The organism is Micromonospora sp. NPDC005252, assembly GCF_042872475.1.
Lineage (GTDB): Bacteria > Actinomycetota > Actinomycetes > Mycobacteriales > Micromonosporaceae > Micromonospora.
The window spans coordinates 250,804-264,737 of the sequence record NZ_JBIAKN010000007.1 but is presented as its reverse complement, the minus strand read 5'-3'; the positions used below and the strand labels follow the sequence as shown (position 1 = coordinate 264,737).

The 13,934-nt window shown below is 71.3% G+C and carries 10 protein-coding genes; 3 read left to right on the top strand and 7 right to left on the bottom strand.

Annotation, left to right across the window (positions count from 1 at the left end; genetic code table 11):
- Positions 1-164: 164 nt before the first annotated feature.
- The gene (locus tag ACFYPH_RS21505) at positions 165-3,053 is read right to left on the bottom strand and encodes a glycoside hydrolase family 9 protein (RefSeq protein WP_387184091.1); all 2,889 of its coding nucleotides are present in this window, start codon (positions 3,051-3,053) and stop codon (positions 165-167) included.
- Between the two features lie 436 nt (positions 3,054-3,489).
- Between ACFYPH_RS21505 and ACFYPH_RS21500 the strand changes: the two genes are divergently transcribed.
- Positions 3,490-5,055, top strand: a complete 1,566-nt coding sequence (locus ACFYPH_RS21500; protein WP_387184088.1) for an aldehyde dehydrogenase family protein — start codon at positions 3,490-3,492, stop codon at positions 5,053-5,055.
- A gap of 83 nt (positions 5,056-5,138) precedes the next feature.
- On the opposite strand, the gene ACFYPH_RS21495 is transcribed toward ACFYPH_RS21500, so the two are convergent.
- Positions 5,139-6,194, bottom strand: coding sequence for a GNAT family N-acetyltransferase (locus ACFYPH_RS21495; protein ID WP_387184085.1), 1,056 nt, complete (start codon positions 6,192-6,194; stop codon positions 5,139-5,141).
- A 92-nt stretch (positions 6,195-6,286) separates the two neighbouring features.
- Positions 6,287-6,988 (bottom strand): amino acid-binding protein, encoded by a 702-nt coding sequence (locus tag ACFYPH_RS21490; RefSeq protein WP_354860875.1) that lies wholly within the window; start codon positions 6,986-6,988, stop codon positions 6,287-6,289.
- A gap of 145 nt (positions 6,989-7,133) precedes the next feature.
- Between ACFYPH_RS21490 and ACFYPH_RS21485 the strand changes: the two genes are divergently transcribed.
- Positions 7,134-8,213, top strand: coding sequence for a phosphotransferase family protein (locus tag ACFYPH_RS21485; RefSeq protein WP_354860877.1), 1,080 nt, complete (start codon positions 7,134-7,136; stop codon positions 8,211-8,213).
- Positions 8,213-9,421 (top strand): acyl-CoA dehydrogenase family protein, encoded by a 1,209-nt coding sequence (locus ACFYPH_RS21480; protein ID WP_387184082.1) that lies wholly within the window; start codon positions 8,213-8,215, stop codon positions 9,419-9,421. The genes ACFYPH_RS21485 and ACFYPH_RS21480 overlap by 1 nt, the downstream gene beginning before the upstream one ends.
- A gap of 11 nt (positions 9,422-9,432) precedes the next feature.
- Here ACFYPH_RS21480 and ACFYPH_RS21475 read toward each other — a convergent pair whose 3' ends face one another.
- The 4 genes from ACFYPH_RS21475 to ACFYPH_RS21460 all read right to left on the bottom strand — a co-directional run bounded on the left by ACFYPH_RS21475 (position 9,433) and on the right by ACFYPH_RS21460 (position 13,894).
- Entirely contained in the window at positions 9,433-10,479 is a 1,047-nt protein-coding gene (locus tag ACFYPH_RS21475) for a LacI family DNA-binding transcriptional regulator (RefSeq protein WP_354860880.1), read from the bottom strand.
- Positions 10,480-10,561: 82 nt separating this feature from the next.
- The gene (locus ACFYPH_RS21470) at positions 10,562-11,995 is read right to left on the bottom strand and encodes a GH1 family beta-glucosidase (RefSeq protein WP_363939831.1); all 1,434 of its coding nucleotides are present in this window, start codon (positions 11,993-11,995) and stop codon (positions 10,562-10,564) included.
- The gene (locus ACFYPH_RS21465; protein ID WP_387184078.1) at positions 11,992-12,894 is read right to left on the bottom strand and encodes a carbohydrate ABC transporter permease; all 903 of its coding nucleotides are present in this window, start codon (positions 12,892-12,894) and stop codon (positions 11,992-11,994) included. The genes ACFYPH_RS21470 and ACFYPH_RS21465 overlap by 4 nt, the downstream gene beginning before the upstream one ends.
- Before the next feature lie 13 nt (positions 12,895-12,907).
- A complete protein-coding gene (locus ACFYPH_RS21460; RefSeq protein ID WP_355063914.1) occupies positions 12,908-13,894 on the bottom strand; it encodes a sugar ABC transporter permease in 987 nt (328 codons plus the stop codon).
- Between the last annotated feature and the right edge of the window lie 40 nt (positions 13,895-13,934).

The following is a 13,934-nucleotide window of genomic DNA, read 5'->3' as shown; positions in this document are numbered from 1 at the left end:
GGCACGGCCGGACGTCTTCGATTGGGGTATCAAACTCGATCGATGCTAACCACGCGTCGGTCCAGACAATCGAGTTTTCGGAAATGTTTCGGAAATGTTTTGGCCTTGCGCGCGCGGCGTGGCCGGTCGCCCGGGTGCGGTACCGGCCACGCCGCGTCGATGAGTCAGGAGACCGTGCAGGCGGCGCCGTTCAGGGTGAAGGCGGCCGGCCTGGTGGTGCTGCCGGTGTGGGTGCCGTTGAAGCCGAAGCTCGTCGACGCACCCGGCGCCAGTGTCCCGTTGTAGGACAGGTTCGACGCGGTCACCGCGGTGCCGGTCTGGGTCACGGTCGCCGACCAGGCCTGCCCGACCTTCTGCCCGCTGCTTCCGAACGTGAACGCGAGCGTCCAGCCGTTGATCGCCGTGGTGCCGGTGTTGGCGATCGTGATGTTCGCGGTGAACCCGGTGTCCCAGCTGTTCGACGTCCAGGTCACCGCGCAGCCGCCGCCGGCAGGCGGGGCCGTGGTGGTGACCGTGACGCCGGGCGACGCGGCCGAAACGTTTCCGGCCGCGTCCACCGCCACCACCGTGAACGTGTACGTGGTGGAGGCGGTCAGCCCGGTCACCGCCAGCGTGGTGCCGGTGGCCGAGCCGACCAGAACGTTCCCGCCCCGGTAGACGCGGTAGGCGGTGACGCCCACCGCGTCGGTGGACGGGCCCCAGGTCAGGGTCAGGCCGGTCGGGCCGATCGCGGAGGCGGTGGGCGTACCGGGTGCGGTCGGCGCTGTGGTGTCCGACGCCGGGCCGGCCGGCGTGGTGACGGTGAGCGCGGCCGATGCCGCCGAGCGGTTGCCGGCGCCGTCGAGCGCCCGCACGGTGAACTGGTACGTCCGCTCGGGCGCCAGCCCGGTCACGGCCAGGGTGGCCCCCGTCGAGGCGGTGACGACCGGGTCGGCGCCGGCCGAGGTACGGGTCACCTCGTAGCCGGCCAACCCGCTGCCGCCGGTGTCGGTGGACGCGGCCCAGGTCAGCGTGAGCCCGCTGGACGTGACGGCGGACGCGACGGGCGTGCCGGGCACTGTGGGCGCGGTGGTGTCCGGGGTGGCCGGTCCGGGCTCCTCGCCCCAGACCCGCACCCCGCCGGAGTAGAGCGGAACCTTGCGGTTGGGCCCGGCGGTCACCTGGTACGACGGGTCGTTGGTCGGGTCCCAGGTGCCACCCTCCGGCACGCCGATCTTGAACTGGACCTCCATCCGGTGCTGCGACTGCCCGGCCGGGGCGATGGTGTAGCCGGTGCAGTCCACCTCGACGTACCAGATGTCGCCGCTGAACTGCTTGGCCGTGGTCGGCGACGGGCAGCCCTGGGTGTAGCCGGAGGTGACCTGGACCGGACCGGTGCCGTCGGGCCGGAAGTAGTACCGGAACTTGCCGGTGGTCAGGGCCCGGGCCGGGAACGCCGACTTGTTGTAGATGATCGCCTTGAGCCCGGTGGCCCGGGGTTCGGCCTGCATCACAGTGGTCTCCACGGTCAGCTCGTCCATGTCGGGCGTCTCGGCGACCGGGAAGTTGGCCAGCGCCGTGCCGCCGTACTCGGAGGTCAGCCGGACCAGCGCCGAGGTGAAGCCGGCGTTGTAGTCGGTGGCGACCTCGTTCATCACGTAGTCGGACCGGCTGTCGGTGTACGCGTCGTTGGCCGAGGACGGGCCGCCGACCAGCGCGCCGTAGAGGGTGTGCCGGGTCTCGACGGGCACCGTCTGGCTGTCCCACCAGGACCCGTGCGCGGTGCGGTGGTGCGGGTTCTTCGGTGCGTTGGCCCCGAACCCGATGACGTAGCTGGAGTTGCGCGGGTTGTCGCCGAGCGCGTAGTTGATCTGCCGGACGGCGAAGTCGTGGTAGCGCGCCTTGCGGGTCGTGTCGGTGGTCTTGTCGCTGTAGACCAGCGCGGCGAAGGAAGTGTTGGCCGCGTAGCGCAGCGCGCCCCAGGAGTCGAGCACCGCCATCCCACCGGGCGAGTACGGCACCCGCTGCCCGTTCACCCCGACGGTCCAGTAGTCCAGCCAGCGGTTGGCGTCGTCGACGTACTTCTGCTTGCCGGTCAGGTTGGCCAGCAGCACGTACGCGCCGAACTGCTTGTTGTCCCAGGCGATGGTCCACTTGTAGGAACGGGTGGTGGACTGCGGCTCGGTGCCGAGCTTGTCGTACTCACTCTCGGCCTTGGTCAGGTAGCTGGCGTCGCCGGTGGCCCGGTAGAGCCAGATCGCGCCCCAGACCAACTCGTCCTGGTAGCCGCTCCACGACTTGTAGAAGGAGGCCGCGTCGGTGATGCACTCGCTGTAGGACTTCCGCACCGTGTCGGCGAACGTGTAGAGCTGCCGGGCGTGGGTGAGCAGCTTGTCCGCGTAGGTCGCGTCGGTGGGCCGGAACACCATCGAGGAGGCGGCCATCGCGGCCGCCGTCTCGCCGGCGAGGTCCGCGCCGCCACAGCTCGCATCGATCTTGTACGCGGGCCGCGCCATCGGCAGCACCTCGGCCGGGCCCCACCACTTGTGGTCGTCGTCGCCCTTGCCGACCTGTCCATAAAGAACGTTGGCCGACGGGTGCGCCTTAATGAAGTAGTCGTTGACGAAGCGCAGGTTGTTGAGCAGGTGCGGCAGTTGACCGGAGGCCGTGTAGCCGCTGCGGTACTCCACCGCGCCCCACGCCAGCATGGTGGCGCTGAACGCCATCGGGAAGCCGAACTTGACGTGGTCGCCGGCGTCGTACCAGCCGCCGGTGAGGTCCAGCCCGGCGGCGGCCCCGTCGGTGAGCGCGGAGTCGCCGCGCCAGGAGACCCGGTTCCAGTCCGGCAGCTTGCCCGACTGCTGCGCTTCGTAGAAGAACAGCGACTTCTGCAATGCCTCGGCGTAGTTGAAGGCCGGCGCAGCGGACGCGGGCCCGGCCGGCGGCGCGGTGACCGCGAGGGACAGCCCGGTGAGCAGGGCGACGCCGGCGGCCAGCAACCGCCGGGGCCAGGGCTGGTCGGCGACCGGCGACCGGCCGGGGTGGCCGGTGGACGGCCGGGTCAGGTGGCGCATGAAGGGCTCCTGTCGGAGGCGCCGCCGGCGGTCGCACCGACGCGGGACGGCGTGGGGGCGGCACGGCCACCGGCGACAGCGGGGTGGCGGTGTGACCACGGGGAGGCATGGAAGCGCTCCCATGGATAATCGACAATGTAATGGGCGGGCCGTCGGTTGGGAAGCCTGCCGGCCGGAGCCGAGCCGCGGGGGCCACTTCCGTACTCGCGGGTAACCACTGCGGACCATCTCACACCATCGATACATTTCGATCAGTGCTTGATGTTTTCGCAGCTCACGGCGTGCGCTTCTGGAAAGATCCTCGCACCGCGCGGACGCGTCGGCGGCGAGCCAGACAAGCGTACGGTTGCTGACCCACTACCGGGCGCGAGACAGTACCGATCATCAGCGGTGCCGTCGACGCCGCCGCTCCCCGGTCAACCCTGAGGAGAACGCGATGGCACTACGACTCGCTGACGGCACCGCCTGGTCCGACGCCCTCGCCCGGGCGGTCGCCGCCACGCCGGAGGCGTTCGGCGCTGAGGTGGACGGCGTCACCACGCTGCACAACCTCATCGAAAGTAACTGGCGGGCGGGCGGCCACCCGGCGCCGGTCCGCACTCCGGTCGACAACAGCGTCGTCATCAACCTGTCCCGACTCGACGCCGACACCGCCCGCGCCGCGGTCGCGCACGCCGCCGCCGCGCACCAAGCCTGGGCGCGTACCCCGCTGGGCGATCGCAAGGCCCGGGTCTGCGACGCCGTGGACGCCCTCACCGCCCACCGTGACCTGCTGGCGCTCCTGCTCGTCTGGGAGATCGGCAAGCCGTGGCGGCTGGCCTGCGCCGACGTGGACCGGGCGCTCGACGGCGTCCGCTGGTACGTGGGCGAGATCGACCGGATGCTCGCCGACGGCCGCGAGCCACTGGACGGTCCCGTCAGCAACATCGCTTCCTGGAACTACCCGATGAGCGTCCTCGTGCACGCCGAGCTGGTCCAACTGCTGGCCGGCAACGCGGTCATCGCCAAGACCCCGTCCCAGGGCGGCGCGGTCTGCCTGACCGTCGCGCACGCGCTGATGCGTCGCGCCGGCCTGCCCGCCACCCTCGTCTCCGGCGGCGGCGAGGAACTGTCCGAGGTGCTCGTCCGGGCGCCCGAGATCGGCGCGGTGGCGTTCGTCGGCGGCCGTTCCAACGGCGGCAAGGTGGCCGCCGCGCTGCTCGACAGCGAGAAGCGGCACTTCATCGAGCAGGAGGGCCTCAACGCCTGGGGCATCTGGAACTTCTCCCAGTGGGACCTGCTCGCCGCGCACCTGAAAAAGGGCTTCGAGTACGGCAAGCAGCGCTGCACCGCGTACCCCCGGTTCGTGGTGCAGCGCGACCTGGTCGACGAGTTCCTCGACATGTACCTGCCGGTCGTGCGGTCGGTACGGTTCGGTCACCCGCTGGCCGTCGGGGACGACTGGACGGCAGGTGACCCGCTGCCCGAGCTGGACTTCGGGCCGCTGATCAGCGCCGCCAAGGCCGACGAGCTGCACCGCAAGGTCGACGAGGCGGTTCGCGGCGGCGCGGTGCCGCTGCACCGGGGCAAGCTGACCGGGGCGCCGTTCCTACCCGGGCAGGACACCTCGGCGTACGTGGCGCCGTCGGTGCTGCTCGCCCCGCCCGGCCGCTCCCGGTTGATGCACGCCGAGCCGTTCGGCCCGGTCGACACGATCGTCGTGGTGGACACCACCGACGAGCTGCTGGCCGCCATGAACGCCTCCAACGGCGCGCTCGTCGCGTCGCTGGCCTGCGACGACACCGACGAGGCCGGCAAGCTCGCGGTGGACCTCCAGGCGTTCAAGGTGGGCATCAACAAGCCGCGCTCGCGCGGCGACCGGGACGAGCCGTTCGGCGGCCGGGGCGCGTCCTGGAAAGGCGCGTTCGTGGGCGGAGACCTGCTGGTGCAGGCGGTCACCGTGGGCGGCGAGGGCCGCCTCTACGGCAACTTCCCCGACTACAACAGCTACCCCGCCACCTGACCGCCGTACCGGGAATGGCCCCTCGTCGACGCCTCGTGCGGGGCGAGGGGCCATTCTCCACAGCGGGTGACCAGGGCTCGTCCCTACGCGCCCGACGTGAGGGACATGCCCTTGCGATCCGCGGCGAGCGGGACGGTGAGGGTGAGCAGGGTGCCGTCGCGCTCCGTTGAGCTGGACCGGTTCAGCCGGCGCAGCGTCCGCAGCATCGGCGCGTTGTCCATCTGCACGTGCAGCACCAGGGCCGCGTAGCCGGCGTCGTCGGCGTGCCGGACCAGCCGGCGCAGCAGCGCCGAGCCCAGGCCGCGGCGCTGCCAGTCGTCGCGCACCAGCAACGCCACCTCGGCCTCGTCGCCCTCGCCAACCAGGTTCGCCATCGCGACCAGCGCGCCGTCCCCGTCGGTGGTCGTGGCGACCAGGGTGAGCCCTCGGCTCGGCTCCAGCAGGCGGTGCAGCCGGGCCGGCTGCGGCAGTGCCGCACCACCCAGGTAGCGCCGCTGCCGGCTGCGCGGCGAGCAGCCCTCGTGCAGCTCCAGGACGCTCGGCAGGTCATCGACGCAGGCGGGACGCGCGATCAGCTCGGCCCCGTCGGGCAGCACCAGGGTGACCTGTTCGGCGGCCCGACGGGTCACGGTGGCGGCCACCTCGACCAGGGCCTGTGCCCGGGCGTACTCCGCCGGGGTGAAGGCGGGCGCGGCCCGGCGCAACGCGAACGAGCCGCCCGCCGGGTCGGCCAGCAGCATGGTGGTGGCGGTGCTGCCCCGGTCCACGCCGGTCGACGCCGGCCGCCAGCTGACCGAGTCCGCGCCGAGCAGGGTCCGCAGCGCCTCACCCGCCGCGTCCGGGTCACGCACCAGCCGGTTGGCCAGCCCAAGGACGCGGGTCGGCTGGTCGGCCAGGCCGCGCGCCTCGCTGCGAGCCACCCAGCAGTCCCGCCCACGACCCCGCTCGACGGCCGCGACCAACTCGGCCTCGTCGAGCGCGTCCGGAGCGTCGACCAGGAAGTCGTCCACTGCGCCCTGCTCGGTGGGCTGTACCTGCACGGTGAGGATGTTGACCCCACGCAGCGCGAGGCTCGCCGTGAGAACCGACAGGTAACCCGGCCGGTCGTCCACGGTGGCCCGGATCCGCCACAACGTCATGGTTGGCTCCCTTCCCCACGTCAGAGCCTCGCCCCCGGCTGTTGCGGCCCGGTTGCCCGGCCGTGTCGGCCCGGGAACTCCTCGGACCGCGCTCAGGGGCCGGCGACGACCGGTGGTGCGCCGACCAGGTCCAGTCGGTCGCCGAGAATCACCGCGCTGGCGCGGACGAGCTGGGTGAGCCGGTCGACCTCCGTGCTGTGGAAACCCGCAGCGCTGAGGGTGTCGCTGTGCTCGCGGGCCACCACCAGCACCAGGCCGGCCCGACCGAACGGGGCGATCGCGTGGTGGGTGCCGTCGGGCGTGGTCATCGAGCGGCCGCGTAGCGGAGTCACCTCGGGCAACCGCAGGGGTACGGGAGCACGCCAGCTCGCGTGGCCCACGGTGGCGCCACCGCCCCCGGTGCGCGACGCCCAGTCCACCGGGACCACCGCGGCGACCGCCCAGTCGGCCGCCAGCAGCCCCGGCACCGCGTCGACCAGGGTCGCCAGCCCGTCGGCCGGGTTGGCCGCGACCTGCGCCAGCAGCTCCGCGTCCTGGCCGGTGGTGGTGGGCGCGCCGATCGCCCGCCACACGCCGTCCACCCGTACGCCCGGAATCGCCGCGAGGCCGGCCAGCAGACGCTCGACCCGAGCGGCGCCCGGCCACACCACAGTGAAGTCGTCCACCGCGCGCCCGCCGAGACGTTCGAGGACCACCACCTGGACGATGTCCGCGCCGGAGACACCCAACGTGCGGGCGACCTGGCCGAGGGTGCCCGGACGGTCCGGCAGGGTGACCCGAACTCGCAACAACATGTCTGTCCCTCCGCTCGGCGGGCCGGCGACGGCCGGCAGGCTGCTCACAGCCTGAATGTTGACCATTTCGTCCCTGTTGCAGAGGCATGTCCCGAGGGGAAAATCTGACCTTGACAACGTGAGCGGGCTGCCATGAACTAGTCGGATGACCGATCCGGCCGTCAACGCGCTCCGGCCGGGCGTTGTTCCGGCGTCCCCCGCCGGGCTGGACCTCGATCGACTCGCCGGCTATCTGGCCCAGCACCGACCCGAGCTCGCCGTGGGACGGGCGCGGGCCGACCTGATCGCGGGCGGCAAGTCCAACCTCACCTACCTGCTGCGCCTCGGCGACCGGGAGGTCGTGCTGCGCCGGCCGCCGCTGGGGCACGTGCTGGCGACAGCCCACGACATGGCCCGCGAGTTCCGGGTCATCTCGGCGCTGGCGCCGACCGAGGTGCCGGTGCCGGGCGCGCTGCTGCTCTGCACCGACCCCGAGGTGATCGGCGCCCCGTTCTACCTGATGGAGCGGATGCCCGGCGAGGTGTTCCGCACCCGCGCGCAGACCGACCCGCTCGGCGACGAACGACGACGGGCGCTCGCCATGGCGATGATGGACACTCTCGCCGCGCTGCACACCGTCGAGCCGGCCGCCGTCGGGTTGAGCGACTTCGGCCGCCCCGAGGGCTACCTGGCCCGGCAGGTCCGCCGCTGGGCCGGGCAGCTCGACCGCTCGCGCAGCCGCGACCTGCCCGGCATCGACGAGCTGCGTGACCTGCTGGCCGCGACCGCCCCGGAGGGCGCGAACGCCGGCCGGATCGTGCACGGCGACTACCGGCTGGACAACCTTCTCGCCTCGGCCGACCCGGTGGCCGTGCACGCCGTCCTGGACTGGGAGATGGCCACCCTCGGCGACCCCCTCGCCGACCTGGGGCTGCTCCTGACGTACTGGGATGTCCTCGGCGGCAGCGAGACGGCCGAGGGCAACCCGGTGGCCGACGGGCTCGGGCCGCGCGCCGGCTTCCCCACCGGCGCCGAGCTGATCGACCGGTACGCCGGGCGCAGCGACGTGGACGTCGGGCCGCTGCACTGGCACGTGGCGCTGGGCTGTTTCAAGCTCGCGGTGATCTGCGAGGGCATCCACTACCGCCACACGCTCGGGCAGACGCTCGGCGAGGGCTTCGACCGGATCGGCGAGATGGTGGCACCGCTGGTCGCGCACGGGCTGACCGCCGCCAGGGAGCGGTGATGGACTTCTCGTACGACGCCCGGACCGAGGAGCTGCGCGACGAGCTGACCCGGTTCCTCACCGAACACGTCTACCCGGCCGAGGCGGTGCACGCCGAGCAGGTCGCGGCCGGTGACCCGTGGTCGCGTACCCCCGTGCTGGCCGAGCTCAAGGCCGAGGCCCGCAAGCGCGGCCTGTGGAACCTGTTCCTGCCCGACCCGCGCTACGGCGCCGGCCTGACCAACCTGCAGTACGCGCCGCTCGCCGAGCTGACCGGGCGCAGCCCGCACCTGGCGCCGGAGGCGGTCAACTGCGCGGCGCCGGACACCGGCAACATGGAGCTGCTGGCCGAGTTCGGCTCGGAGGCGCAGCAGCAGCGCTGGCTGATGCCGCTGCTGGAGGGCGAGATCCGCTCCGCGTTCTGCATGACCGAGCCGGACGTGGCGTCCTCGGACGCCACCAACATCGCCACCCGGATCGTCCGCGACGGCGACGAGTACGTCATCAACGGCCGCAAGTGGTGGTCGTCGGGCGCGATGGACCCGCGCTGCGAGATCTTCATCGTGATGGGCAAGACCGATCCCGACGCCGATCGGCACCGCCAGCAGAGCATGGTGCTGGTCCCCCGGGACACCCCCGGGGTGCACGTCCGCCGGGGCATGACCGTCTTCGGCTACACCGACGGCTCACACGGCGGGCACGCCGAGATCGACTTCACCGACGTCCGGGTGCCGGCAGAGAACCTGATCGGCGCCGAGGGCAGCGGCTTCGCCATCGCCCAGGCGCGACTGGGCCCGGGCCGGATCCACCACTGCATGCGATTGATCGGAATGGCTGAGCGGGCATTGGAGCTGCTCTGCAGGCGGGCGCTCGAGCGGGTCGCGTTCGGCCGGCCGCTCGCCGAGCAGGGCGTGGTCCGGGAGTGGATCGCCGAGTCCCGGGTGCGCATCGAGCAGGCCCGCCTGCTGGTGCTCAAGACGGCCTGGTTGATGGACACCGTCGGCAACAAGGGCGCCCACACCGAGATCCAGGCCATCAAGATCGGCACGCCGGCGATGGCGGAGTGGGTGATCGACAAGGCCATCCAGGGGTACGGCGGCGCCGGCGTCAGCCAGGACACCCCGCTGGCCGCCCTCTGGGCGCAGACCCGCACCCTGCGCCTCGCCGACGGCCCCGACGAGGTGCACCGCAACTCCCTCGCCAAGCGCGAACTCCGCCGCTGGGCCTGACCCCCCGCCGCTCAGGCGGAGGCTCGGTGCACCAGTTGGGTGTCCAGGAGGATGTGCGGGGCGGGAAGGTCGTCACCGCGGATGCGGGCCACCAGCAGGCGGGCCATCTGTCGGCCCATCTCCTCCACCGGCTGGAAGACCGTGGTCAGCGGCGGCTCCGCCTGTTGGGCGATCGTCGCGTCGTCGAAGCCGATCACCGCGACGTCCTCGGGGACACGCCGGCCGGCCTCGCGCAGGGTACGCAGCGCACCGAACGCCATCAGGTCGGACGCCACGAAGACCGCGTCCAGATCCGGGCAGGAGTCCAGTAGCCGGCGCATGGCGGCCGCGCCGCTGCCCTCGCTGAAGTCGCCGTACGCGATCAGGTCGGGGTTGACGCCACCCCCGGTGGCCTTGACCGCCTCGGTGTAGCCGGCCAGGCGGGCCAGACCCGCGCCCATGTCCTGCGGGCCGGCGATGGTGCCGATGCGTCGACGCCCCTGCCCGGTCAGGTATTCCACCGCCTGTCGGGCCCCGCCAACGTTGTCCACGTCGACGAACCAGGCCGGCTGGGCGCCGGGTTGCAGCATCCGGGCGGGCCGACCGCCGAGCACGGCGGGCAGGCCGCGCTCCTCCAGCAGCGTCGGCAGCGGGTCGGAGTCGTGCAACGACAGCAGCAGTACGCCGTCGACGTGCTGGTTGGTCAGGTGGTGCTCGACCCGCTCCCGCTCGACCGGCGACTGGGCCATGGCCAGCCAGAGCTGCATCGGTGTCTCGAGCAGCGCGGAGCTGATGCCCCGCACGATCGAGGCGAAGAACGGCTCGGTGAAGACCCGCTCGCCGGACTCGGACACCACCAGGGCGACGGAGTCGGTGCGCTGGGTGACGAGCGCGCGGGCCGCGCGGTTCGGCACGTACCCCAGGTCGGCGATGGCCTGCTGGACCGCGGCCCGGGCCTCCGGGCTGACCTGGGGCGAGCCGTTGACCACGCGGGAGACCGTGCCTCGACCCACGCCGGCGCGCGCCGCGACCGCGTCGAGGGTCGGGCGCCCGAGCGACCGGGTGCGCTGCGTTGTCATCGTCTGCTCCTCCGACGGCGGGCGGGCCCGGCGCCACCCGAGAAAGGTGGACGCCGGGACCGCCCTGATGGCTGGCCCGAGCCTATTGTGCGGCCAGACCGTTGCGTCGGATCACCGAGGCGTACCACCTGGCGCTGGACTTGGGGATGCGAAGCTGGCTGTCGTAGTCGACGTGGATCATGCCGAAGCGCTTCGTGTAACCCCAGGCCCACTCGAAATTATCCATCAGTGACCAGGCAAAGTATCCCCGCAGGGGCACGCCCGCGTTGATCGCCTCGTGGCAGGCGCGCAGGTGGGCGTCGAAGTAGGCCAACCGGTCCGGGTCGTCGACCTGTCCGTCGACGACCGCGTCGACGAACGCGGAGCCGTTCTCGGTGACGTACAGGGGCAGGTCGGTGTACTCCTCGTGCACCCGCCGCAGCGTCTCGACCAGGCCCGGGGCGTCGATCTCCCAGTCCATGTCGGTGACCGGGACGCCCCGGGTGACGAAGCGGACGTCCTCGCTGCCCGGCCAGCAGGACGGTTCCCGCCAGTACGGCTCGGGCTCGGCGCCCTCGACCGGCGCGGCGACCACGTGCCGGCTGTAGTAGTTGATCCCGACCAGGTCCAGCGGCGTGGCGATGGTCGCCAGGTCGCCGTCGCGGACGTGGTCGAAGTCGGTCACCGTGCGCAGGTCGGCCACCAGGTCCGCCGGGTACGACCCGCGCAGCAGCGGGTCGAGGAAGAAGCGGTTGGCCAGCCCGTCGATCCGCCGGGCCGCGTCGATGTCGGCGGGGGTGTCGCTGGCCGGGTCGACCGGGTACAGGTTGACGGTCACGCCCACCTCGGCGGTGGGTCGGGCGGCCCGCAGCGCCTGCACGGCCAGGCCGTGCCCGAGCATCAGGTGGTGCCCGGCGCGGACCGCGTCCGCGCCGTTCGACCGGCCCGGGGCGTGCACTCCGGAGCCGTACCCGAGGAACGCCGAGCACCAGGGCTCGTTCAGCGTCGTCCAGTAGCGCACCCGGTCGCCGAGCGCGTCGGCCACGAGCGTGGTGTAGTCGGCGAAGCGCGCCGCGGTGTCCCGCGACGGCCAGCCGCCGGCGTCCTCCAGCTCCTGCGGCAGGTCCCAGTGGTAGAGGGTGAGCCATGGCTCGATGTCGTGGGCCAGCAGATCGTCGACCAGCCGACGGTAGAAGTCCAGACCCTGTGGGTTGGCCGCGCCCGAGCCGCCGGGCTGCACCCGGGGCCAGGAGACCGAGAAACGGTACGACCTCAGGCCCAGCTCGGCCATCAGGGCGACGTCGTCACGGACCCGGTGGTAGTGGTCGCAGGCCACGTCACCGGTGTGTCCGTTGACCACCAGGCCCTCGGTGTGGCTGAAGGTGTCCCAGATCGACGGGGTGCGGCCGCCCTCGGCCGCCGCCCCCTCGATCTGGTACGCCGCGGTCGCGGCGCCCCACAGGAAGCCGGGTGGGAAGGTCAGCCCGGGGCGCTCGTCGAGGACGTCGACGGCGGGTGGGCTGGCGGGGTTGCTCACGACTTGACGGCACCTTCCATGATCCCGCCAATGATCTGGCGGCCGAACAGAACGAACACGATAAACAACGGAAGGGTCGCGATGAGCGTACCCGCGAAGATCTGAGAATTGTCCGCGAAGTACGCGGTGTTCAGACTGCGCAGTGAGATCTGCACGGTCGGATTGGCCGGGTCGGCGAGCACCACGAATGGCCAGAAGAACTGGTTCCACTGCTCCATGAAGGTGAGCAGCCCGAGCACGGCCGCGGCGGGTCGCAGCGCCGGCACCACCACGTGCCAGTAGACCCGCCAGGTGGAGCAGCCGTCGACCCGGGCCGCCTCGATCAGCTCGTTGGGCACCGCCTGCTCGGCGTACTGGCGCATCATGAAGATGCCGAAACCGCCGATCAGGAACGGCACGGTCACCGACGGCATGGTGTTCAGCCATTCCAGCTTCGCCATCAGGATGTACAGCGGCAGCACGCCGAGCTGGATGGGAATCATCATTGAGGCCAGGATGATCAGCAACAGCGCGTTCTTGCCGCGGAAGCGCAGTTTCGCGAACGCGAATCCGGCGAGCGAGCCGAAGAACACGGTCGCCACCGTGATCGTGCCCGACACCAGGAACGAGTTCATCAGGCCCTTGACGATGTTCGCGTCGCCGTTGTCGAGCACCCGCTGGATGTTCTCGCCCAGCTTGCCGCCGGGCAGGAAGGGCGGCGGCCAGGAGTTCGCGGCGTCGCTGGTCCGCGAGGCGATGACGATCATCCAGTAGAACGGGAAGAGCGACAGGATCACGCCGAGGACGAGCCCGAACCAGGTCAGTGGGCTGGCCGTCCAGAGCTTCTCCGCCCGGTGGCGGATGCCGGTGCGCCCGGCCGGTGGCCGGACCGCCGGCGGTCGCAGAGTGGTACTGGTCATGGGTGGGCCACCCTCACTTGTCGGAGCTGATTCGGCGGGCCAGCAGGTAGTTGAGGAACGAGACGGACGCGATCAGCAGGAAGAGCACCAGGGCGACGGCACCCGCGTACCCCCACCGGAACCGCTGGTTCATGACGTCCAGCAGGTACATCGTGATCGTCTGGAACTGACCCTCCGTGCCGCCGGAGAGCGCGCCCGAGCCGCTGGTGAACATCAGCGGCTCGGTGAAGAGCTGCAGACCGCCGATGGTCGAGATGATCAGCGTGAAGATGATGGTGGGACGCAGCTGGGGGATGGTGATCGACCAGAACTGCCGGCGCTGGGAGGCGCCGTCGAGGGCGGCCGCCTCGTACACGTCCTTGTTGATCGACTGCATCGCCGCGAGGTAGATCAGGGCGTTGTAACCCACCCACCGCCAGTCGACCATCGTGGCGATGGCGAACCAGGAGGCGAAGCGGTTGGCCCGCCAGTCGATGGGGCCGACGCCGACCAGGTCGAGCAGCCAGTTCATCAGGCCGAACTCGCGGGCGTAGATCATCGAGAAGATGAGCGCCACCACGGCGGTCGAGGTGATGATCGGCATCGCGATGGCCAGCCGGAAGAACATCTGACCGCGGATGCGCCGGTTCAGGGCGTTCGCCAGCAGCAGGGCGATGATCAGCTGCGGGATGGTGGAGAGCGCGAACATCCCGAAGGTGTTCACCACCGCGTTCCAGAACTGCGGATCGTTCGTGAACAACTCGACGAAGTTGTCCAGACCGACGAAGCTGATCGTCGCGTTCATCGGTGACCGGTCGGTCATCGCGATCCAGAACGTGTAGACGATCGGGTAGACGCCGAAGATCGCGAACAGCACGAAGAACGGCAGGACGAAGACGTACGGGGTGAGGCGCAGGTCCAGCCGGTTCAACTGCCGGCGGCGCGTCGGTGAGTGCCGCGGAGCGGGACGCGACCGGCGGGCCGACGCACCCGGTGGCGCGGGGGTCTTCAGGGAGCTCATGAGCGGTCCTTCACACTCGGCGACGCCGTCGTGGGCGCCG

Excerpts from the sequence above, each read along its gene's own strand:
- ACFYPH_RS21505 (WP_387184091.1), bottom strand. The coding sequence starts at position 3,053 with ATGCGCCACCTGACCCGGCCGTCCACCGGCCACCCCGGCCGGTCGCCG.
- ACFYPH_RS21500 (WP_387184088.1), top strand. The coding sequence starts at position 3,490 with ATGGCACTACGACTCGCTGACGGCACCGCCTGGTCCGACGCCCTCGCC.
- ACFYPH_RS21495 (WP_387184085.1), bottom strand. The coding sequence starts at position 6,194 with ATGACGTTGTGGCGGATCCGGGCCACCGTGGACGACCGGCCGGGTTAC.
- ACFYPH_RS21490 (WP_354860875.1), bottom strand. The coding sequence starts at position 6,988 with ATGTTGTTGCGAGTTCGGGTCACCCTGCCGGACCGTCCGGGCACCCTC.
- ACFYPH_RS21485 (WP_354860877.1), top strand. The coding sequence starts at position 7,134 with ATGACCGATCCGGCCGTCAACGCGCTCCGGCCGGGCGTTGTTCCGGCG.
- ACFYPH_RS21480 (WP_387184082.1), top strand. The coding sequence starts at position 8,213 with ATGGACTTCTCGTACGACGCCCGGACCGAGGAGCTGCGCGACGAGCTG.
- ACFYPH_RS21475 (WP_354860880.1), bottom strand. The coding sequence starts at position 10,479 with ATGACAACGCAGCGCACCCGGTCGCTCGGGCGCCCGACCCTCGACGCG.
- ACFYPH_RS21465 (WP_387184078.1), bottom strand. The coding sequence starts at position 12,894 with ATGACCAGTACCACTCTGCGACCGCCGGCGGTCCGGCCACCGGCCGGG.
- ACFYPH_RS21460 (WP_355063914.1), bottom strand. The coding sequence starts at position 13,894 with ATGAGCTCCCTGAAGACCCCCGCGCCACCGGGTGCGTCGGCCCGCCGG.